General features: G+C 69.6%; 18 protein-coding genes and 1 riboswitch. Of the genes, 13 read left to right on the top strand and 5 right to left on the bottom strand.

Annotated features, from left to right (window positions below):
• Positions 1–244: 244 nt before the first annotated feature.
• From J7E96_RS03525 to gcvT, 4 genes are all read right to left on the bottom strand, one after another.
• Positions 245–1,612 (bottom strand): L-serine ammonia-lyase, encoded by a 1,368-nt coding sequence (locus J7E96_RS03525; RefSeq protein ID WP_215127311.1) that lies wholly within the window; start codon positions 1,610–1,612, stop codon positions 245–247.
• 142 nt (positions 1,613–1,754) lie between these two features.
• Positions 1,755–3,017 (bottom strand): serine hydroxymethyltransferase, encoded by a 1,263-nt coding sequence (gene glyA / locus J7E96_RS03520; protein WP_215127309.1) that lies wholly within the window; start codon positions 3,015–3,017, stop codon positions 1,755–1,757.
• 20 nt (positions 3,018–3,037) lie between these two features.
• Positions 3,038–3,418 carry a glycine cleavage system protein GcvH gene (gene gcvH / locus J7E96_RS03515; RefSeq protein WP_215127307.1) on the bottom strand — a complete coding sequence of 127 codons (381 nt, stop codon included), beginning with the start codon at positions 3,416–3,418 and terminating at the stop codon, positions 3,038–3,040.
• 58 nt (positions 3,419–3,476) lie between these two features.
• Positions 3,477–4,592: a glycine cleavage system aminomethyltransferase GcvT gene (gene gcvT / locus J7E96_RS03510; protein WP_215127305.1), complete on the bottom strand. Its 1,116-nt coding sequence runs from the start codon at positions 4,590–4,592 to the stop codon at positions 3,477–3,479.
• Positions 4,593–4,740: 148 nt separating this feature from the next.
• A riboswitch (glycine riboswitch) is annotated at positions 4,741–4,838 on the bottom strand.
• Between the two features lie 130 nt (positions 4,839–4,968).
• Between gcvT and J7E96_RS03505 the strand changes: the two genes are divergently transcribed.
• The 10 genes from J7E96_RS03505 (at position 4,969) to J7E96_RS03460 (ending at position 15,706) form a co-directional block, all read left to right on the top strand.
• Complete coding sequence (locus J7E96_RS03505) at positions 4,969–5,676, top strand: AAA family ATPase (RefSeq protein ID WP_215127303.1); 708 nt, start codon at positions 4,969–4,971, stop codon at positions 5,674–5,676.
• Between the two features lie 78 nt (positions 5,677–5,754).
• The gene (locus J7E96_RS03500; protein ID WP_215127301.1) at positions 5,755–6,534 is read left to right on the top strand and encodes an enhanced serine sensitivity protein SseB; all 780 of its coding nucleotides are present in this window, start codon (positions 5,755–5,757) and stop codon (positions 6,532–6,534) included.
• 71 nt (positions 6,535–6,605) lie between these two features.
• A complete protein-coding gene (locus J7E96_RS03495; RefSeq protein ID WP_215127299.1) occupies positions 6,606–7,409 on the top strand; it encodes an enhanced serine sensitivity protein SseB C-terminal domain-containing protein in 804 nt (267 codons plus the stop codon).
• Between the two features lie 370 nt (positions 7,410–7,779).
• Positions 7,780–8,778: an ABC transporter permease gene (locus J7E96_RS03490; protein WP_215127297.1), complete on the top strand. Its 999-nt coding sequence runs from the start codon at positions 7,780–7,782 to the stop codon at positions 8,776–8,778.
• Positions 8,779–8,891: 113 nt separating this feature from the next.
• The gene (locus J7E96_RS03485; protein ID WP_215127468.1) at positions 8,892–10,670 is read left to right on the top strand and encodes an ABC transporter substrate-binding protein; all 1,779 of its coding nucleotides are present in this window, start codon (positions 8,892–8,894) and stop codon (positions 10,668–10,670) included.
• A gap of 116 nt (positions 10,671–10,786) precedes the next feature.
• Positions 10,787–11,785 carry an ABC transporter permease gene (locus J7E96_RS03480; protein ID WP_215127466.1) on the top strand — a complete coding sequence of 333 codons (999 nt, stop codon included), beginning with the start codon at positions 10,787–10,789 and terminating at the stop codon, positions 11,783–11,785.
• A gap of 38 nt (positions 11,786–11,823) precedes the next feature.
• Positions 11,824–12,924 (top strand): ABC transporter ATP-binding protein, encoded by a 1,101-nt coding sequence (locus J7E96_RS03475; RefSeq protein ID WP_215127295.1) that lies wholly within the window; start codon positions 11,824–11,826, stop codon positions 12,922–12,924.
• 26 nt (positions 12,925–12,950) lie between these two features.
• Entirely contained in the window at positions 12,951–14,120 is a 1,170-nt protein-coding gene (locus tag J7E96_RS03470; protein WP_308295830.1) for a dipeptide ABC transporter ATP-binding protein, read from the top strand.
• Positions 14,121–14,138: 18 nt separating this feature from the next.
• Positions 14,139–14,813, top strand: a complete 675-nt coding sequence (locus J7E96_RS03465) for a trimeric intracellular cation channel family protein (RefSeq protein WP_215127291.1) — start codon at positions 14,139–14,141, stop codon at positions 14,811–14,813.
• A 50-nt stretch (positions 14,814–14,863) separates the two neighbouring features.
• A complete protein-coding gene (locus J7E96_RS03460; protein WP_215127289.1) occupies positions 14,864–15,706 on the top strand; it encodes a thioesterase family protein in 843 nt (280 codons plus the stop codon).
• 58 nt (positions 15,707–15,764) lie between these two features.
• Here the strand turns inward: J7E96_RS03460 and J7E96_RS03455 are convergent, their stop codons facing one another.
• Positions 15,765–16,391 (bottom strand): TetR family transcriptional regulator, encoded by a 627-nt coding sequence (locus J7E96_RS03455; RefSeq protein ID WP_215127287.1) that lies wholly within the window; start codon positions 16,389–16,391, stop codon positions 15,765–15,767.
• 97 nt (positions 16,392–16,488) lie between these two features.
• Here J7E96_RS03455 and J7E96_RS03450 point away from each other — a divergent pair, with 97 nt between their 5' ends.
• The 3 genes from J7E96_RS03450 (at position 16,489) to J7E96_RS03440 (ending at position 18,170) form a co-directional block, all read left to right on the top strand.
• Positions 16,489–16,653, top strand: a complete 165-nt coding sequence (locus tag J7E96_RS03450; protein WP_215127285.1) for a hypothetical protein — start codon at positions 16,489–16,491, stop codon at positions 16,651–16,653.
• 7 nt (positions 16,654–16,660) lie between these two features.
• Complete coding sequence (locus tag J7E96_RS03445; protein WP_215127283.1) at positions 16,661–16,933, top strand: DUF4190 domain-containing protein; 273 nt, start codon at positions 16,661–16,663, stop codon at positions 16,931–16,933.
• 67 nt (positions 16,934–17,000) lie between these two features.
• Entirely contained in the window at positions 17,001–18,170 is a 1,170-nt protein-coding gene (locus J7E96_RS03440) for a cysteine desulfurase family protein (protein ID WP_215127281.1), read from the top strand.
• The last annotated feature ends 1 nt before the right edge of the window (position 18,171 follow it).

Genomic DNA, 18,171 nt, shown 5'->3' with positions numbered 1-18,171 from the left:
GGGCCATCGCAGTTTCGAGGGGTTTTCCGTGATGAGTCATCGGGCGGCTGTGCCCGAGGGGCATCCGTCGTGGAGTAGGTGCCACGAACCCCCAGGCCAGACGGCCATCCCGTGGGATTTCCCAGGGACTTTTCAGGGACTTTCAGGTCTGTCCGAGGGATTTTCCAGGGACTTTCCGCTGTGCAAGCAGGGAAGGCCCTGACAGCGCCGAAAGAACGAAACGCGCTGGTCAGGGCCGAGAACCTCAGCACTCGATGATGTTCACCGCGAGCCCGCCGCGCGCGGTCTCCTTGTACTTGACCGACATGTCCGCGCCGGTCTCCTTCATGGTCTTGATGACCTTATCCAGGGAGACCTTGTGGCTGCCGTCGCCGCGCATCGCCATCTTCGCCGCCGTGACCGCCTTGACCGCCGCCATGCCGTTGCGCTCGATGCACGGGATCTGGACCAGGCCGCCGACCGGGTCACAGGTCAGGCCCAGGTTGTGCTCCATGCCGATCTCGGCGGCGTTCTCGACCTGCTCGGGGGTGCCGCCGAGGACCTCGGCCAGGGCGCCGGCCGCCATCGAGCAGGCGGAGCCGACCTCGCCCTGGCAGCCGACCTCGGCGCCGGAGATCGAGGCGTTCTCCTTGAAGAGCATGCCGATCGCGCCCGCGGAGAGCAGGAAGCGGACCACGCCCTCCTCGTCCGCGCCCGGGATGAAGTTCATGTAGTAGTGCAGGACCGCCGGGATGATGCCCGCGGCGCCGTTCGTCGGGGCGGTGACGACGCGGCCGCCCGCGGCGTTCTCCTCGTTGACCGCCATCGCGTAGAGCGTGATCCACTCCATCGCGAGGGCCAGCGGGTCGCCCTCGGAGCGCAGCTTGCGCGCGGTGTTCGCGGCGCGGCGGCGCACCTTCAGGCCGCCGGGCAGGATGCCCTCCTGTGCCATGCCCCGCGCGACGCAGTCCTGCATGGCGCGCCAGATCTCCAGCAGCCCCTCGCGGATCTCGGGCTCGGTGCGCCACGCCTTCTCGTTCTCCAGCATCAGGGCGGAGATCGACAGGCCCGTTTCCTTCGCCAGGCGCAGCAGCTCGTCGCCGGTGCGGAAGGGGTACTTCAGCACTGTGTCGTCGAGCTTGATGCGGTCCTCGCCCACCGCGTCCTCGTCGACGACGAAGCCGCCGCCCACCGAGTAGTACGTCTTCTCCAGCAGTGGCGCGCCCTCGGCGTCGTACGCCCACAGCGTCATGCCGTTGGCGTGGTACGGCAGGGCCTTGCGGCGGTGCAGGATCAGGTCCGCGTCGAAGTCGAAGGCGATCTCGTGCACGCCCAGGAGGCTGAGGCGCTTGTCCGCCTTGATCCGCTCGACCTGCTCGTCGGCGGTCTCGACGTCGACCGTGCGCGGGGAGTTCCCCTCCAGGCCGAGCAGCACGGCCTTCGGGGTGCCGTGGCCGTGGCCGGTCGCGCCGAGCGAGCCGAACAGCTCGGCGCGTATCGAGGCGGTGTGGGCCATCAGGCCGTCGTTCTTCAGGCGGCCCGCGAACAGGCGGGCGGCGCGCATCGGGCCGACCGTGTGGGAGCTGGAGGGGCCGATGCCGATCGAGAACAGGTCGAAGACCGAGATGGCCACGGGGTAACTCCTAAGTGGTGGGGAAGACGCCGTTGTCTGCCGGGGTGGTGCAGATGATCAAGGCGGGGCAACACGGTGCGGGGCACCGCACTCACTGTTCAGTGTGCGCGGTGCCCCGTTATTCAGTCTGTGTCGTACGTAACTACTTCAGACCAGGGTAAAGCGGGTGCTTGCCGGCCAGCGCCGTGACGCGGGCGGACAGGGCGTCGGCGTCGTACGACGGCTTCAGCGCCTCGGCGATGATGTCCGCGACCTCGGCGAAGTCCTCGGTCTGGAAACCGCGGGTCGCCAGGGCCGGCGTACCGATCCGCAGACCCGAGGTGACCATCGGGGGCCGGGGGTCGTTCGGGATGGCGTTGCGGTTGACCGTGATGCCGAGCCCGTGGAGGCGGTCCTCGGCCTGCTGGCCGTCGAGCTCGGAGTTCCGCAGGTCGACGAGGACCAGGTGGACGTCCGTGCCGCCGGTGAGGACGGACACGCCGTGCTCGGTGACGTCCGCCTGCACCAGGCGCTCGGCCAGGATGCGGGCACCGTCCAGGGTGCGCTGCTGGCGCTCCTTGAACTCCTCGGAGGCCGCCACCTTGAAGGAGACGGCCTTCGCGGCGATGACGTGCTCCAGCGGGCCGCCCTGCTGACCGGGGAAGACCGCGGAGTTGATCTTCTTGGCGAGCTCCTGAGTCGACAGGATCACACCGCCGCGCGGGCCGCCGAGCGTCTTGTGCGTGGTCGTCGTGACGACGTGGGCGTGCGGCACCGGGTTCGGGTGCAGGCCCGCGGCGACCAGGCCGGCGAAGTGCGCCATGTCGACCATGAGGTACGCGCCGACCTCGTCCGCGATGCGGCGGAAGGCGGCGAAGTCCAGCTGGCGCGGGTACGCCGACCAGCCGGCCACGATCAGCTTCGGCTTCGACTCCTTGGCGAGGCGCTCGACCTCGGCCATGTCGACCTCACCGGTGGTGTCGTCGACGTGGTACGCGACCACGTTGTAGAGCTTGCCGGAGAAGTTGATCTTCATGCCGTGGGTCAGGTGCCCGCCGTGGGCGAGGTTCAGGCCCATGATCGTGTCGCCGGGCTTGATCAGCGCGAACATCGCGGCCGCGTTGGCCTGGGCGCCCGAGTGCGGCTGTACGTTCGCGTGCTCGGCGCCGAAGAGCGCCTTGATGCGGTCGATCGCGATCTGCTCGACCACGTCGACGTGCTCGCAGCCGCCGTAGTAGCGGCGGCCCGGATAGCCCTCGGCGTACTTGTTGGTGAGTACGGAGCCCTGGGCCTCCATGACGGCGACCGGAGCGAAGTTCTCCGAGGCGATCATTTCGAGGGTGGACTGCTGGCGGAGCAGCTCGGCGTCGACGGCGGCGGCGACGTCGGGGTCGAGCTCATGCAGGGGAGTGTTGAGAAGCGTCATCACGGTCCCGTTCGAGGGTTTTAGTTGCCGGAGGAGAAGGCGTCGTACTCGGCGGCGGAGAGCAGGTCGTCCGGCTCGCCCGTGACGCGCACCTTGAAGAGCCAGCCGCCCTCGAAGGGGGCGGAGTTCACCAGCGAGGGGTCGTCGATGACGTCCTGGTTGAACTCGACGATCTCACCGTCTACCGGGGAGTAGAGGTCGCTGACCGACTTCGTCGACTCCAGCTCGCCGCAGGACTCGCCCGCCGCCACCGTGTCGCCGACCGCCGGGAGCTGGGCGTAGACGACGTCACCGAGCGCGTTGGCCGCGAACTCCGTGATGCCGACCGTCGCGACGCCGTCCTCGGCGGTCGACAGCCACTCGTGCTCCTTGCTGTAACGCAGCTGCTGGGGGTTGCTCATGAGCTGAATTCTCCTGTACGCGGGGGAGTGCTGGTGAACGGGGAGGTTGTGCGGGGGGTCACTTCTGGCGCTTGTAGAACGGCAGCGCGACGACCTCGTACGGCTCATGCGTACCGCGGATGTCGACGCCGACACCGGAGGTGCCGGGCGCCGCGTGTGCGGCGTCGACGTATGCCATGGCGATCGGCTTGCCCAGCGTCGGGGAGGGGGCGCCGGAGGTGACCTCGCCGATGACCTTGCCGTCGGCGACCACCGGGAAACCGGCGCGGGGGACGCGGCGGCCTTCGGCGATCAGGCCGACCAGCTTGCGCGGGGGCGCGGTCTCGGCGCGCTCGGCGGCGGCCTCAAGGGCGGTGCGGCCGACGAAGTCGCCCTCCTTCTCGAACTTCACGACCCGGCCGAGGCCCGCGTCGAAGGGGGTCAGCTCGGTGGTCAGCTCGTGCCCGTACAGCGGCATGCCGGCTTCGAGGCGCAGGGTGTCGCGGCAGGAGAGGCCGGCGGGGACGAGGCCGACGTCCTTGCCCGCGTCCGTGAGCGCCCGCCACAACTGCTCGGCGTCGGCGGGGGCGACGAACAGCTCGAAGCCGTCCTCGCCGGTGTAGCCGGTACGGGCGATGAGCGCGGGGACGCCGGCGACGGTGCCGGGGAGGCCGGCGTAGTACTTCAGCCCGTCCAGGTCGGCGTCGGTGACGGACTTCAGGATGCCGGGGGACTCGGGGCCCTGGACGGCGATCAGGGCGTACGCGTCACGGTCGTCCCGTACGACGGCGTCGAAGGCGGCGGCGCGCTCGGTGATCGCGTCGAGGACGATCTGGGCGTTGCCGGCGTTGGCCACAACCATGTATTCGGTCTCGCCCAGGCGGTAGACGATCAGGTCGTCGACGATGCCGCCGTCTTCCTGGCAGATCATGGTGTAGCGGGCGCGGCCGAGGCCGATGGTGCCGATGTTGCCGACGAGCGCGTAGTTGAGGGCGTCCACGGCCTGGGGGCCGGTGACAGTGATCTCGCCCATGTGGGAGAGGTCGAAGAGGCCGGCGCGGGTACGTACGGCGTTGTGCTCGTCACGCTCGCTGGCGTACCGCAGCGGCATGTCCCAGCCCGCGAAGTCGGTCATGGTGGCGCCCAGCGAACGATGCAGTGCGTCGAGGGCGGTGTGACGGGGGACATTGCTCATGTGCGGGGCTCCCAGGGCATGACAGGCGAGGACAATCCTCCCCATCTGTCATCGGAACCTGAGAGGTTCACCGAGAGACTTGCTGTTGGCTGTCTCGGCTTGCACCTTGGGTGGAGCCGCGACGAAGCGGCCCGCTTTTCAGATCTGCCTCGCCCGCGCGGTACGGGGCCTGAGAGATTCAAGGGAGGAACTTGCTCCTTCGGCGTCCTGGGCACACAGTGCTTCGGACTCTCCCGCGCGGATTCAAGCGGCCGGTATGCAGTTGGCGGGCACATCATTGCACGGAAATGGACTTGTGGCGCATTACCTTTTCTTTACACTTCGTGGGCAAGGGTGGGGGGAAGGGTGGGGGACACCCGACAGGGGGAAGAAGACGATGACGTTGCAGCAGTCCGGTGCGTACGCGACGACGGGCGCGGTGCCCGCACAGCACGGCGTGCCGGTGCGGCAGGCCGCGCGGTGGCCCGTGCCCACGGTGCGTGATCTGCGCGAGCGCGCGGGGCGCAGCCCGGGGTCGCTGGCGTTCGGGGCCGGCGACACAGTGGTCGTCTCCGGTCTGCCCGGCAGTGGCAAGAGCACCCTGATCCGGCGTACGGCCACGGCGGGCGCGACGCACCGTATCGACTCGCAGGACGTGCGCGAGCGCTGGGAGGCGCGGATGCCGCGTCTGCTGCCGTACGCCCTGTACCGGCCGCTGGTGCGGGCGGCGCACTATGCCGGCTTGCGGCGCGCGCTGCGCTCGGGCGAGAGCGTCGTCGTCCACGACTGCGGTACGCAGGCCTGGGTGCGGCGCTGGCTGGCGCGCGACGCCCGGCGCCGGGGGGTCGCGCTGCATCTGGTGCTGCTGGACGTCACGGCGGATGTGGCGCGGGCCGGCCAGGAGGAGCGGGGCCGTGGGGTCTCGGGGTACGCGTTCGCCCGGCACCGGCGGGCGGTGGGGCGGCTGGTGCGGGATGCGGAGGCGGGACGGGTGCCGGTGGGGTGTGCGTCGGCGGTGCTGCTGGACCGGGATGCGGCGGGGGCGCTGGCTGTGATCGATTTCCCCGGGCCGACGGCCGCACCGTCCGGCCCCTCCGGCGTTTGAGGAGTGGGCTCCGGGGCGGAGCCCCAGTTCGGGGAACGGCCCCGCGGGGCACCCCCGCGCCCGCGTTAAAGTCGTCCCGTGGACTACCCCGACTTCCCCGTATCCGCCCACCCGCACGGCGGCAACGGCTGGCCCGGTAACGAGCTCGAAGAGGTGCTCGGTGCCTCGCTGGGCCACCCCGGCGCCGGCGGCCGCATCATCGAGGTGCTCGGCCGCAGCCAGGTGTGGGTGCCGCTGCCGGCCGGCGGCGGGCCCGACGCGCCGAACCTCGACCTGCCCACCGTGGAGATCCACGGCGAGGCGTACGTCCCCGTGTTCAGCTCCGAGGAGCAGCTGCGCCGGTGCGCCGGGCCGCACATGTCCTTCGCCGTGGCGCCCGCCCGCGAGTTCGCCCGCGGCCTGCCGCCGCAGCTCGGCATCGCGGTGAACCCGGACGGCGCGGTCGGCGTGCCGCTGCCGCCGCCCGCCGTCGCCGAGCTGTGCCGGGCCGGGCGTACGCCGCTGGACGGGCCGGCCAGTGGGGGCAGGGTGCGGCTCTTCGAGCCGGACTGGCAGGAGGAGCCGGTTGATTTCCTCTCCGCCGCCGCCGGGGAGTTCCAGGAGAGCGGCGTCGTACTGACCGCCCGTCGGGCGCTCGCGAGCATCGAGGGCGAGTCCCCGACGCTGTTCGTCGGCGTACAGCTGTCCTCCTGGGAGGGCGCGGACGGCAGCGCCCCGATGGACGCCCTCGGCCGGGCGCTCGGCCGTGTCCAGGTGCCCTGGCAGGTCAACCTGGTCCTGCTGGACGTGGCGGCCCAGGACCCCGTCGCCGGCTGGATGCTGGAGAAGGTGCGGCCCTTCTACACCCGCGCCGCCTGACTCGTGCTCTGTGTCAGTGCTGCCCCTTAAGCTGAAGCGACACGGTGGATCAAAGAGGGGCGGGACCCAGGGTGAGCGCGTCAGGCACTGCGGCGGCCGGGCAGGTCGAGCACATGCTGCGCCAGGTGACGCCCGGGCGGTACGACGCGTACGAGGCGCTGCTGCGTGCCCTCGCCGACCCGGCGGACGGCAAGGTCTGGATGCTGCTCTGGCACGGCCAGGCGGGCTCCCCCGACGCCCAGTACGGGAACATGGAGGTCGACGGCCTCGGTTACGCCCCGTGCGTCACCTCCGCCCAGGAGCTCGCCGCGAGCGGCTGGAGCCGGGCGTACGAAGTGGTCACGGGGCGGGACCTGGCGCGCGCGCTCTTTCCCGACCGTTGGGGAATCTGGCTGAATCCGCACGCTCCGGGCGGCGGCGTCGGCATCCCCTGGCTCGATCTGCGGCGTATCGCGACCGGACTCGACCGGATGCCCGCCGGGCCGCTGCGGCTGTCCGAACCCGCCATCGAGATCCCCCAGTTCTACGCCCTGCTCACGCAGAACGCCCACCGTACGCCCGCGGTCCGCGCGCTGCGCCGTGCCTGGGTGCAGCCGGCGCTCGGGGCGCCGTATCTGGCCATCGGGCTCGACCTCTACGACACGAGCCAGCAGTCCGTCGACGCGGTGCGCGCGATGATGCAGCAGTCGATCGGTGTGGTCCCCGACGGGCTGCCCGTGTCCACCGTCGCGATGTCCGACGAGTACGACCCGGTCTCCATGTGGCTGCGCGCCAACGCCCGCCCGTTCTACGACCGCGACGCGCATGCGGCGCCCGCCGCCCCCTCCTCCGCCGCCCAGGGCGGCTACGGCTACCCGGCGCCGCGCGCGTACTGAGGCACCTCCTCGGCAGGGATCAATAGCCCAATTCTGCGGTCTATAACGACCGTTGGGCGGCATGTCCGGTCTGACGCAATAGGCCGCTTCTGATCCGCTGAGCCGATCACGGCGTCCGGATAACGGAAGGCCACAGGCCACATCACGGTTACGCATCCATTGCCCGCCAGGGCTGGCGGGTGATCGCGCGCTCATTGAAGACTCCCGCAACAAGGAACGTCGGTCCTGTGTACGACCCGCTTTCCCCGTAAGCAACTGCGTTTGTCCTAGCACCTTCTGCACCACTTGCACCTGCGATGCGAACAAGCCGCTACAGCGGCAGGCGCGGGCCGACTACCCGTCGGCCGAGCCGAGAGGGGTCCCCACCACGATGACGGCACCACTGCACGACACGAGCGCGGCAGAGACCGCGGCCGTTGACGTCGCGGCCGATGTTCCGGCGAAAGCCATCGAAGGCCGCTCGCCCTGGAAGATCGCTTGGGTGCGTCTGAAGCGCGACAAGGTGGCGCTGGCCGGCGGCGTCGTCGTGTTGTTCCTGATCCTGGTCGCGGTGTTCGCGCCCTTGATCGTCGGCGCGCTCGGCCATCCGCCGAACGACTTCCACGAGGACAAGATCGACCCGCTGTTCGGTACGCCGATCGGCAGCTGGGGCGGCATGAGCTCCGACTTCCTGCTGGGAGTCGAACCGGTCAACGGCCGCGACGTGTTCAGCCGCCTCGTGTACGGCGCCCGGATCTCGCTTCTGGTCGCCTTCCTCGCGGCCGTCTTCGCCGTCGTGCTCGGCACGGTCTTCGGGATCATCGCCGGTTACTTCGGCGGATGGGTCGACGCGGCGATCAGCCGGGTGATGGACGTACTGCTGGCCTTCCCGCAGCTCCTGTTCATCATCGCGCTGGTCTCGGTACTGCCCAACTCTCTCTGGGGGTTCAGCGGTTCAGGGGTGCGCATCGGCGCGCTGATCGTCGTCATCGGCTTCTTCGGATGGCCCTACGTGGGCCGGATCGTCCGCGGCCAGACGCTCTCCCTCAGGGAGCGCGAGTACGTCGAGGCGGCACGCAGCCTCGGCGCGGGCCGCGCGTACATCCTCTTCAAGGAGCTGCTGCCCAACCTGGTGGCGCCGATCACCGTCTACACGACGCTGATGATCCCGACCAACGTCCTCAGCGAGGCCGCGCTCAGCTTCCTGGGCGCCGGAGTCAAGCCGCCCACCGCCTCCTGGGGGCAGATGCTCTCCAAGGCCAAGGAGTACTACGAGGCGGATCCGATGTTCATGATCGCGCCCGGCGTGGCCATCTTCATCACGGTCCTGGCCTTCAACCTCTTCGGCGACGGCGTGCGTGACGCGCTGGACCCGAAGGGCTCCCGCTGACCGTACGTCCCGTACCACCGCACACGTTCCACCGCGCCGCCCCTGCCGATGTGTCAGGAGGCCACCCAAACCGTCGGTCCCGCAAAGGACCGGCACTCTCACGGAGGTTGCTGATCGTGACAGCCAACAGTTCTTCCAGGCGACGGCTCGCCGCAAGCGCGGCGCTCGTTGTCGCCGCGCTCGTCGGAACCGCGGCCTGCGGTGGCGGAGGCAAGGACGACGGAGCCGACGGCAAGGGCAAGGCCCCCGGCTTCAACGCCGCCGTCGGCAAGATCGCGAACCCTTCGGACAAGAAGGGTGGCACGCTCAAGTTCATCGGTACGCAGGACTCCGACTCGTGGGACCCGCAGCGCGGTTACTACGGCTTCATGTGGGACTTCGCCCGCTACTACACGCGCCAGCTGATCACCTTCAAGCCGGCCGCGGGCCTGGAGTCCACCGAGCTCGTCCCCGACATGGCGACCGACACGGGCCAGGTCTCCGCGGACAAGAAGACGTACACCTTCAAGCTGAAGGACGGCGTCAACTGGGAGGACGGCAAGCCCGTCACCTCCAAGGACATCAAGTACGGCATCGAGCGCATCTGGGCCCAGGACAAGATCTCCGGCGGTCCCATCTACCTTCAGCAGGTCCTGGACCCGAAGAAGGAGTACAAGGGCCCGTACAAGGACAAGTCGGCCGACAAGCTGGGCCTGAAGGCCATCGAGACGCCCGACGACAAGACCATCGTCTTCAAGCTGCCGAAGCCCAACGGTGACTTCCTCCAGATGCTGGCCATGCCGGCGGCCACGCCGGTCCGCCAGGACAAGGACACGGTCGAGAAGTACGGCCTGAAGCCCTTCTCCAACGGCCCGTACAAGATCGACTCCTACACCCCCAACAAGGGCATGGAGCTGAGCCGCAACCCCAACTGGAAGAAGGAGACCGACACCGTCCGCAAGGCGCTGCCGGACAAGGTCTCGCTCAAGCTCATCACCAACGCCGACGACATGGACAACCGCCTCATCGAGGGCGACTACGACGTCGACATCAACGCCACCGGCATCAGCCCGGCCGGCCGCACCAAGGCGCTGCGCGACCACAAGGCCAACGTCGACAACCCGCAGACCGGCTTCATCCGGTACGCCGTGTTCCCGCAGACGGTCAAGCCGCTCGACAACGTCCACTGCCGCAAGGCGCTCATCTACGGCGCCGACCACAAGTCGCTGCAGACCGCGCGCGGCGGCCCGATGGCGGGCGGCGACATCGCCACCAACATGCTGCCGCCGAGCATCAAGGGCTCCGACCCGAAGTACGACCCGTACAACGTCCTGAAGGACACCAAGGGCAACGTCGCCAAGGCCAAGGAAGAGCTCAAGGCCTGCGGCAAGCCGAACGGCTTCAAGACCACCATCGCGGTCCGCAACAACAAGCCGCAGGAGATCGCCACCGCCGAGTCGCTGCAGGAGTCGCTGGGCAAGATCGGCGTCGAGGCGCAGATCGACCAGTACGACGGTGCGCAGACCTCCGGCATCATCGGCGCTCCCAAGAACGTCGAGAAGAAGAACTACGGCATCATCATCATGGGCTGGGGTGCCGACTTCCCGACCGGTCAGGGCTTCTCGCAGCCGCTGGTCGACAGCCGTTTCATCCTCGACAGCGGCAACAACAACTTCTCGATGCTGAAGGACAAGTCGATCGACGGCCTGTTCGACAAGGCGATGCTTGAGACGGACCCCGACAAGGCCGCCGAGTTCTACAAGCAGATCAACGAGAAGGTCTCCGAGCACGCGGTCTACCTGCCCTTCACCTTCGAGAAGAACGTGATCTGGCGCAGCTCGCGGCTGACCAACGTCTACACGGCCGACTCCTACAACGGCCGCTACGACTACGCCTCCCTCGGCGTCAAGTGACCGTCCGTTCGCTCCGCCGGCACACCCGCCGCTAAGCCCGAAGGGCAGGTGATGGCCGCGTGCGGCGGCCCGGGAATCCCTCACCGGATTCCCGGGCCGCCGCCGGGCCGACCGTAGTGCTCGCATACCTCATCAGGCGGCTGACCGCCGTCGTCGTGATGCTGCTCGTGGTCACGCTCGTGACCTTCGGCATCTTCTACGTCATCCCGAAACTGACCGGCAGCGACCCCGCCGCGATGTTCATCGGCAAGCAGGCCGACCCAGGCGCGATCGAAGGTGTCCGGGAGAAGCTGGGCCTCGGCGATCCCATCCTGGTGCAGTTCTGGAACTTCGTCAGCGGTCTGTTCGTGGGCCGCGACTACACCGGTGGCGGCTCGTCGTTCCACTGCGACGCCCCGTGCTTCGGCTACTCCTTCCGTACGGAGCAGGAGATCTGGCCCGTACTCACCGAGCGGCTTCCCGTGACGCTGTCCCTGGCGGGCGGCGCGTGCGTGCTGTGGGTCATCGTCGGTGTCACCACCGGCATCATCTCCGCCCTCAAGCGGGGCACGGCGATCGACCGTGCGGCGATGACCATCGCGCTGGCCGGTGTGTCGCTGCCGATCTACTTCACCGCCCTTCTCTCCCTGGCGGTCTTCCGGACCCAACTGGGCTGGTTCGACGCGGAATACGTCGACATCGCGTCGGATCCGCTCGCCTGGTTCAGCGGCCTGGTGCTGCCGTGGGTGACCCTCGCCTTCCTGTACGCGGCGATGTACGCCCGGCTCACCCGCGCCACCATGCTGGAGGTCCTGGGCGAGGACTACATCCGTACCGCCCGCGCCAAGGGCCTGAGCGAACCGGTGGTCGTCGGAAAGCACGCCCTGCGCTCGACGATGACGCCGATCCTCACCATCCTCGGCATGGACCTCGGCGCCCTGGTCGGCGGCGCGATCCTCACCGAGACCGCCTTCAGCCTCCCCGGCCTCGGCCAGGCGGCGGTCAAGGCGATCGGCGACTTCGACCTTCCGCTGATCCTGGGTGTCACGCTCATCGCCGCAGCCGCCGTGGTGCTCGCGAACCTCGTCGTGGACATCCTGTACTCCGTGATCGACCCCCGAGTGAGGCTCTCGTGACCACTGTGCCTGTCCCGGGGGAGGCCCCCGGAGCCCCCTTGACGAAGACCGGTGCGGTCGGCGAGCCCGTACGCACCGGCTCCCCGCGGCCGGACGCCTTCCTCGACGTACGCGACCTCAAGGTGCACTTCCCCACCGACGACGGCCTCGTCAAGTCGGTGGACGGCCTCTCCTTCCAGCTGGAGAAGGGCAAGACCCTCGGCATCGTGGGCGAGTCCGGCTCCGGCAAGTCGGTGACCTCGCTCGGCATCATGGGCCTGCACACCGTCGGCCAGTACGGCCGGCGCAAGGCCCAGATCTCGGGCGAGATCTGGGTGGACGGCAAGGAACTGCTGTCCGCCGACCCCGATGAGGTACGCAAGCTGCGCGGCCGCGAGATCTCGATGATCTTCCAGGACCCGCTGTCCGCGCTGCACCCGTACTACACGATCGGCCACCAGATCGTGGAGGCGTACCGCATCCACAACAAGGTCGACAAGAAGGCCGCCAAGCGGCGCGCCATCGAACTGCTCGACCGGGTCGGCATCCCGCAGCCCGACAAGCGGTTCGACGGCTACCCGCACGAGTTCTCCGGCGGTATGCGCCAGCGCGCGATGATCGCGATGGCGCTGGTCAACAACCCCGAGCTGCTCATCGCGGACGAGCCGACCACCGCCCTGGACGTCACCGTCCAGGCGCAGATCCTGGACCTGATCCGCGATCTGCAGAAGGAGTTCGGGTCGGCGGTCATCATCATCACGCACGACCTGGGCGTCGTCGCCGAGCTGGCCGACGACATCCTCGTGATGTACGGCGGCCGGTGCATCGAGCGCGGTCCGGCGGAGAAGGTCTTCTACGAGCCCCAGCACCCGTACACCTGGGGCCTGCTGGGCTCGATGCCGCGCATCGACCGCGACCAGACCGAGCGCCTCATCCCGGTCAAGGGCTCGCCGCCCAGCCTGATCAACATCCCGAGCGGCTGCGCGTTCCACCCGCGCTGCCCGTACGCGGACGTGCCCAAGGGCGGGATCACCCGCACCGAGCGGCCGGAACTCAAGGTGCTGCCGGGCAAGGAATCCGAACGGCACTATTCCGCTTGCCACATGGCGGCCGAGGACCGGACGCGGATCTGGACCGAAGAGATTGCGCCGAAGCTGTGAGCGAGACGAAGGATCCAGAAGTGACGATCCCGGAGCAGGCGACCTCTTCAGCCTCCTCAACCTCTTCGCCGTCTTCGCCGTCGACCGAGCCGTTGCTCAGGGTCAGCGGCCTGGTGAAGCACTTCCCCATCAAGAAGGGCATCCTCCAGCGCCAGGTCGGCGCGGTCCAGGCCGTCGACGGTCTCGACTTCGACGTACGCCCGGGGGAGACCCTGGGTGTGGTGGGCGAGTCGGGCTGCGGCAAGTCGACCATGGGCCGGCTCGTCACGCGGCTGCTGGAGCCGACCAGCGGAAAGATCGAGTTCGAGGGGCAGGACATCACGCACCTGGGCACCGCCCGGATGCGTCCGCTGCGCCGCGACGTACAGATGATCTTCCAGGACCCGTACTCCTCGCTGAACCCGCGCCACACGGTCGGCACGATCGTCAGCGCGCCCTTCAAGCTCCAGAACATCACGCCCGAGGGCGGGGTGAAGCGGGAAGTCCAGCGGCTGCTTGAGCTGGTGGGTCTCAACCCGGAGCACTACAACCGCTATCCGCACGAGTTCTCGGGCGGGCAGCGCCAGCGCATCGGCATCGCGCGGGCGCTCGCGCTCAAGCCGAAACTGGTCGTCGCGGACGAGCCGGTGTCGGCGCTGGACGTGTCGATCCAGGCTCAGGTGGTGAACCTGCTGGACGACCTCCAGGACGAGCTCGGGCTGACGTACGTGATCATCGCGCACGACCTCTCGGTCATCCGGCACGTCTCGGACCGCATCGCGGTGATGTACCTCGGCAAGATCGTCGAGCTGGCGGACCGCAAGGATCTGTACGAGGCGCCCATGCACCCGTACTCCAAGGCGCTCCTGTCGGCCGTCCCGGTGCCCGACCCGCGCAGCAAGCACAAGCGCGAACGCATCCTGCTCAAGGGCGATGTGCCGTCGCCGATCTCGCCGCCCTCGGGCTGCCGCTTCCACACGCGGTGCTGGAAGGCGACGGACATCTGCACGACGCAGGAACCGGTGCTGACCGCGCTCAAGACCGGCCACCAGGTGGCCTGCCACCACCCGGAGAACGCGCCCGACCAGGCGCCGCAGTCGTCGAAGGTGCTGGAGACGGCGCGCGAGGCGATCGAGATCGTCGACGTCACGCCACCGGCGGCGGTTTCCGGGGACGAAGCGGCGCCCGCGGACACCAAGGACGTGGGCAAGGATTAGAACCGGCACAATTGCCCGGTGTTCCAGGAACTCTTCACGCCCTCCGTCCAGCATTCGCTCGACCTTGCCGGGATCTTCGTCTTCGCGATCTCCGGCGCCCTGCTCGCCGTGCGCAAGAATTTTGATGTATTCGGCATCGCGGTGCTCGCAGAGGTCACCGCGCTGGGCGGGGGGCTGCTCCGCGACCTGATCATCGGCGCGGTGCCGCCGGCCGCGTTCACCGACCTGGGGTACTTCACCACCCCGCTGATCGCGGCCGCCCTGGTCTTCTTCCTGCACCCCGAGGTCGAACGCATCCAGGGCTCGGTCATGGCCTTCGACGCGGCCGGGCTCGGGCTCTTCTGCGTCACGGGCACCACCAAGGCGTACGAGTACGGGCTCGGCCTGACCGCTTCGGCGGCCCTCGGCCTCGCGACCGCCGTCGGTGGCGGCGTACTGCGTGACGTCCTCGCCAACGAGGTGCCTTCGCTGCTGCGCTGGGACCGTGATCTGTACGCCGTCCCCGCGATCGTCGGCGCCGCCATGGTCGTCATGTTCATCCGCTTCGACGCGCTGAACGCGGTGACCAGCGGAATCGCCGTCGTCACGGCCTTCGTGCTGCGGCTGCTGGCGCTGCACTTCCACTGGCGGGCGCCGCGCGCCTGGAACCGGAGCTCGGCGAAGGCCGAGGAGCAGTCCGAGGCGACGACTTAGCCCGGCCGCTTAGCTACCGCTTAGTAACGTGCCAGTGTACCGTGCATGCCATGGCACAGGCATCCATCGGGGACAGCGAATTCGACCGCGACACCGCGATCTCCCCGCGCGCATCGCAGCCGGGCGTCTACGACGCGGACCTCTCCGCGGGCTGGACGATCTTCGGCGCCGTCAACGGCGGCTACCTCCTCGCCCTGCTCGGCCGGGCACTCGGCGACGCCCTGCCGCACCCCGATCCGTTCACGGTCTCGGCGCACTACCTGACCCCTTCCGTGGCGGGCCCGGCCGTCGTCCGGACGCAGACCGTCCGCAGCGGACGCACCCTCTCCACCGGCCAGGCCTCCCTCTTCCAGTACGCCGAGGACGGCACCGAGGTCGAGCGGATCCGCGTCCTCGCCTCGTACGGTGACCTGGACGCCCTGACCGACGACGTCCGCACGACCGCCAAGCCGCCCGCCATGCCGCCGTACGAGCACTGCCTGGGCACCGAGGCCGGGCCCACCGCCATCCTGAGCAGCTCGGCCATCACCGAGCGGCTCAACATCCGGCTCGACCCCGCCACCGTCGGCTGGGCCGTCGGCGAGCCGTCCGGCAACGGCGAGATGCGCGGCTGGTTCGGCCTCGCCGACGGCCGCGACGCCGACCCGCTCTCGCTGCTGCTCACGGTCGACGCGCTGCCGCCGACCTCGTTCGAGCTGGGCCTCCAGGGCTGGACCCCGACCGTCGAACTCACCACCCACATACGCTGCCGGCCCGCCCCCGGACCGCTGCGCGTCTCCATCGCCACCCGCAACCTCGCGGGCGGCTTCCTGGAGGAGGACGCGGAGGTCTGGGACAGCGCGGACCGGCTCGTCGCCCAGTCCCGGCAACTGGCACGGGCGCCGCGCGGCTGAGCTTGCGCAGGGCCGGCGTCCGCGCGGCCGAGCCCCCGCCGGCGCGGCAGCGGCGGCGTCAGTCCAGCCAGTGGCTGCGGCCGAGGCTGACCAGGCGCAGCTGGCGGCGGGCGAGGGAAGCGGCGGCCTCGACGCGCTCGTCGCCGTACGGCTCGGCCTCCAGGAACGCGGACGCGGTCATCACCATGTGGTCGACGTAGACGTGCGCGAGCATCCGCAGGTCGTCCTCGCTCCAGCCCGCGGAGTCGGGCTGGGTGGCGAGCCAGGTTGCCACCTCGTCGGCGAACAGGCGCAGTTGCTCCCCTATCGCGGTGCGCACCGGCTCCACGCCGCCGTGGCGTTCGCGGGCGATGAAGCGGACATGGGAGGGGTACGCGCGGACGTGGCGGGCGATGAGGCCGACCGTGCCGTCGATGCGCTCGGCGCTGTCGCCGGTCGCGGCGAGGGTCGCGCGGATCACCGCGTGCAGGCTGCCCAGAGCCTCGTCGACCAGCGCGACGCCGAGGTCGGCCGTGTCCCGGAAGTGCCGGTAGAAGGCGGTCGGGGCCACGCCTACGGCGCGGGTCACCTCGCGCAGACCGAGACTGCTCAGGCTCTGGTCCTCGAGCAGGACGAGCGCCGCCTCCATGAGGGACTGGCGGGTCTTCTGCTTCTGGGCCTGGCGGATGCCGAGGGTGTGACTCATGACATTCAGTAAACAACTGTTCTCTGTTGCGGAGAAGCGTGGGCGCAAGCCTAGACTGGGCAGTCAGTGAACAGTCGTACTCCCAGGAGGGGTTCACGTGTTCGTCCTCGTAGCGGCTCTGCTGTTGCTGGGGGTGCTGATGGGCTCGGTGGCCCACGTGCCGGTCCCGGTGTCCCTCGTCACCGCCGCGCTCATCGGCGTCTGGCTGCTGGTCTTCGCCGCCCGTGAGCGTCACTCGCGACGGTCCACCCGAAGGAGCTGAACGCGCCATGGAGTTCACCACATCCGCACGCGGCCGCACGGGGTTGCGGGACGCCGACGGCATGGCCGTCGCGTCGTTCGTACTCGGCCTCGTCGGACTGCTCGTACTCAACATCTTCCTCGGCCCCGTCGTCATCGTGCTGGCCGCCATGGCCCTGAAGCGCGGCACCGAACGCCGGGGCAGGGCGCTGCTGGGGCTCGGCCTCGGAGTGGCCGACCTGGTGGTCCTCGCCGTACTCGCCTCCGCCGACGGCAGCCTGTCCTGGACCTTCGGCGGCTGAAAGAGCGCGGCGGGGAGCAAGGGCGGGACCGGGGAGCGTCCGGCGGGCTCGTAGAATCGAATCCACCATGGCTTACCTCGACCACGCCGCGACCACCCCGATGCTTCCGGAAGCGGTCGGGGCGATGACCGCCCAGCTTGCCGTCACCGGCAACGCGTCGTCTCTGCACGCCGCCGGCCGCCGGGCGCGGCGTACCGTCGAGGAGGCCCGCGAGATGCTCGCGGAGTCCCTCGGCGCCCGGCCGAGCGAGGTGGTCTTCACCGCCGGCGGCACCGAGGCCGACAACCTCGCCGTCAAGGGCCTGTACTGGGCGCGGCGCGACGCCGACCCGCGCAGAACCCGCGTGCTGGCGAGCCCTGTCGAGCACCACGCGGTGCTGGACGCCGTGCACTGGCTGGGCGAGCACGAGGGTGCGACCGTCGAGTACCTGCCGGTCGACTCGTACGGCCGGGTCCACCCGGAAGCGCTGCGCGCCGCCATCGAACGCGACCCGTCCGACGTCGCCCTGGCCACCGTGATGTGGGCCAACAACGAGATCGGCACCGTCATGCCGGTCCGCGAACTGGCCGACGTGGCCGCCGAGTTCGACGTACCGCTGCATGCCGACGCGGTGCAGGCCTTCGGGCAGCTTGACGTCGACTTCGCCGCCTCCGGGCTGGCCGCGATGACCGTGTCCGGGCACAAGATCGGCGGGCCGTACGGCATCGGCGCGCTGCTGCTGGGCCGCGAGTACACACCTGTACCCGTACTGCACGGCGGCGGCCAGGAGCGGCACGTACGCTCCGGCACTCTCGACGCCCCGGCCATCGCCGCGTTCGCGGTCGCGGGCCGGATCGCGGCCGAGCGGCGGGAGTGGTTCGCGCGCGAGATCGGCGGCCTGCGCGACGACCTGGTCGCGGCCGTACGCGCGGCGGTCCCCGAGGCGGTCCTCGGCGGCGACCCGTCCCCGGGCGGCCGGCTGCCGGCCAACGCCCACTTCACCTTCCCCGGCTGCGAGGGCGACTCCCTGCTCCTGCTCCTCGATGCGCAGGGCATCGAATGCTCCACCGGGTCCGCCTGCACGGCCGGAGTCGCCCAGCCGAGCCACGTCCTGCTGGCCACCGGAACCGACCCGGACCTCGCGCGCGGCACCCTGCGCTTCTCGCTCGGGCACACCTCGACGGCCGAGGACGTAACGGCGGTGGCCGAGGCGATCGGCCCGGCGGTGGAGCGGGCGCGTACGGCCGGACTCGTCTGAC

This window comes from Streptomyces sp. ISL-96 (assembly GCF_018614035.1).
Classification (GTDB): Bacteria; Actinomycetota; Actinomycetes; order Streptomycetales; family Streptomycetaceae; genus Streptomyces.
Note: the sequence above shows the minus strand (reverse complement) of the source record. Positions and strands in the feature narration are given on the sequence as shown.

What these genes read in the sequence shown, in the direction of transcription:
- glyA (WP_215127309.1), bottom strand. Translation starts at nt 3,017, where the DNA reads ATGACGCTTCTCAACACTCCCCTGCATGAGCTCGACCCCGACGTCGCC.
- gcvH (WP_215127307.1), bottom strand. Translation starts at nt 3,418, where the DNA reads ATGAGCAACCCCCAGCAGCTGCGTTACAGCAAGGAGCACGAGTGGCTG.
- gcvT (WP_215127305.1), bottom strand. Translation starts at nt 4,592, where the DNA reads ATGAGCAATGTCCCCCGTCACACCGCCCTCGACGCACTGCATCGTTCG.
- J7E96_RS03505 (WP_215127303.1), top strand. Translation starts at nt 4,969, where the DNA reads ATGACGTTGCAGCAGTCCGGTGCGTACGCGACGACGGGCGCGGTGCCC.
- J7E96_RS03490 (WP_215127297.1), top strand. Translation starts at nt 7,780, where the DNA reads ATGACGGCACCACTGCACGACACGAGCGCGGCAGAGACCGCGGCCGTT.
- J7E96_RS03460 (WP_215127289.1), top strand. Translation starts at nt 14,864, where the DNA reads ATGGCACAGGCATCCATCGGGGACAGCGAATTCGACCGCGACACCGCG.
- J7E96_RS03455 (WP_215127287.1), bottom strand. Translation starts at nt 16,391, where the DNA reads ATGAGTCACACCCTCGGCATCCGCCAGGCCCAGAAGCAGAAGACCCGC.
- J7E96_RS03445 (WP_215127283.1), top strand. Translation starts at nt 16,661, where the DNA reads ATGGAGTTCACCACATCCGCACGCGGCCGCACGGGGTTGCGGGACGCC.
- J7E96_RS03440 (WP_215127281.1), top strand. Translation starts at nt 17,001, where the DNA reads ATGGCTTACCTCGACCACGCCGCGACCACCCCGATGCTTCCGGAAGCG.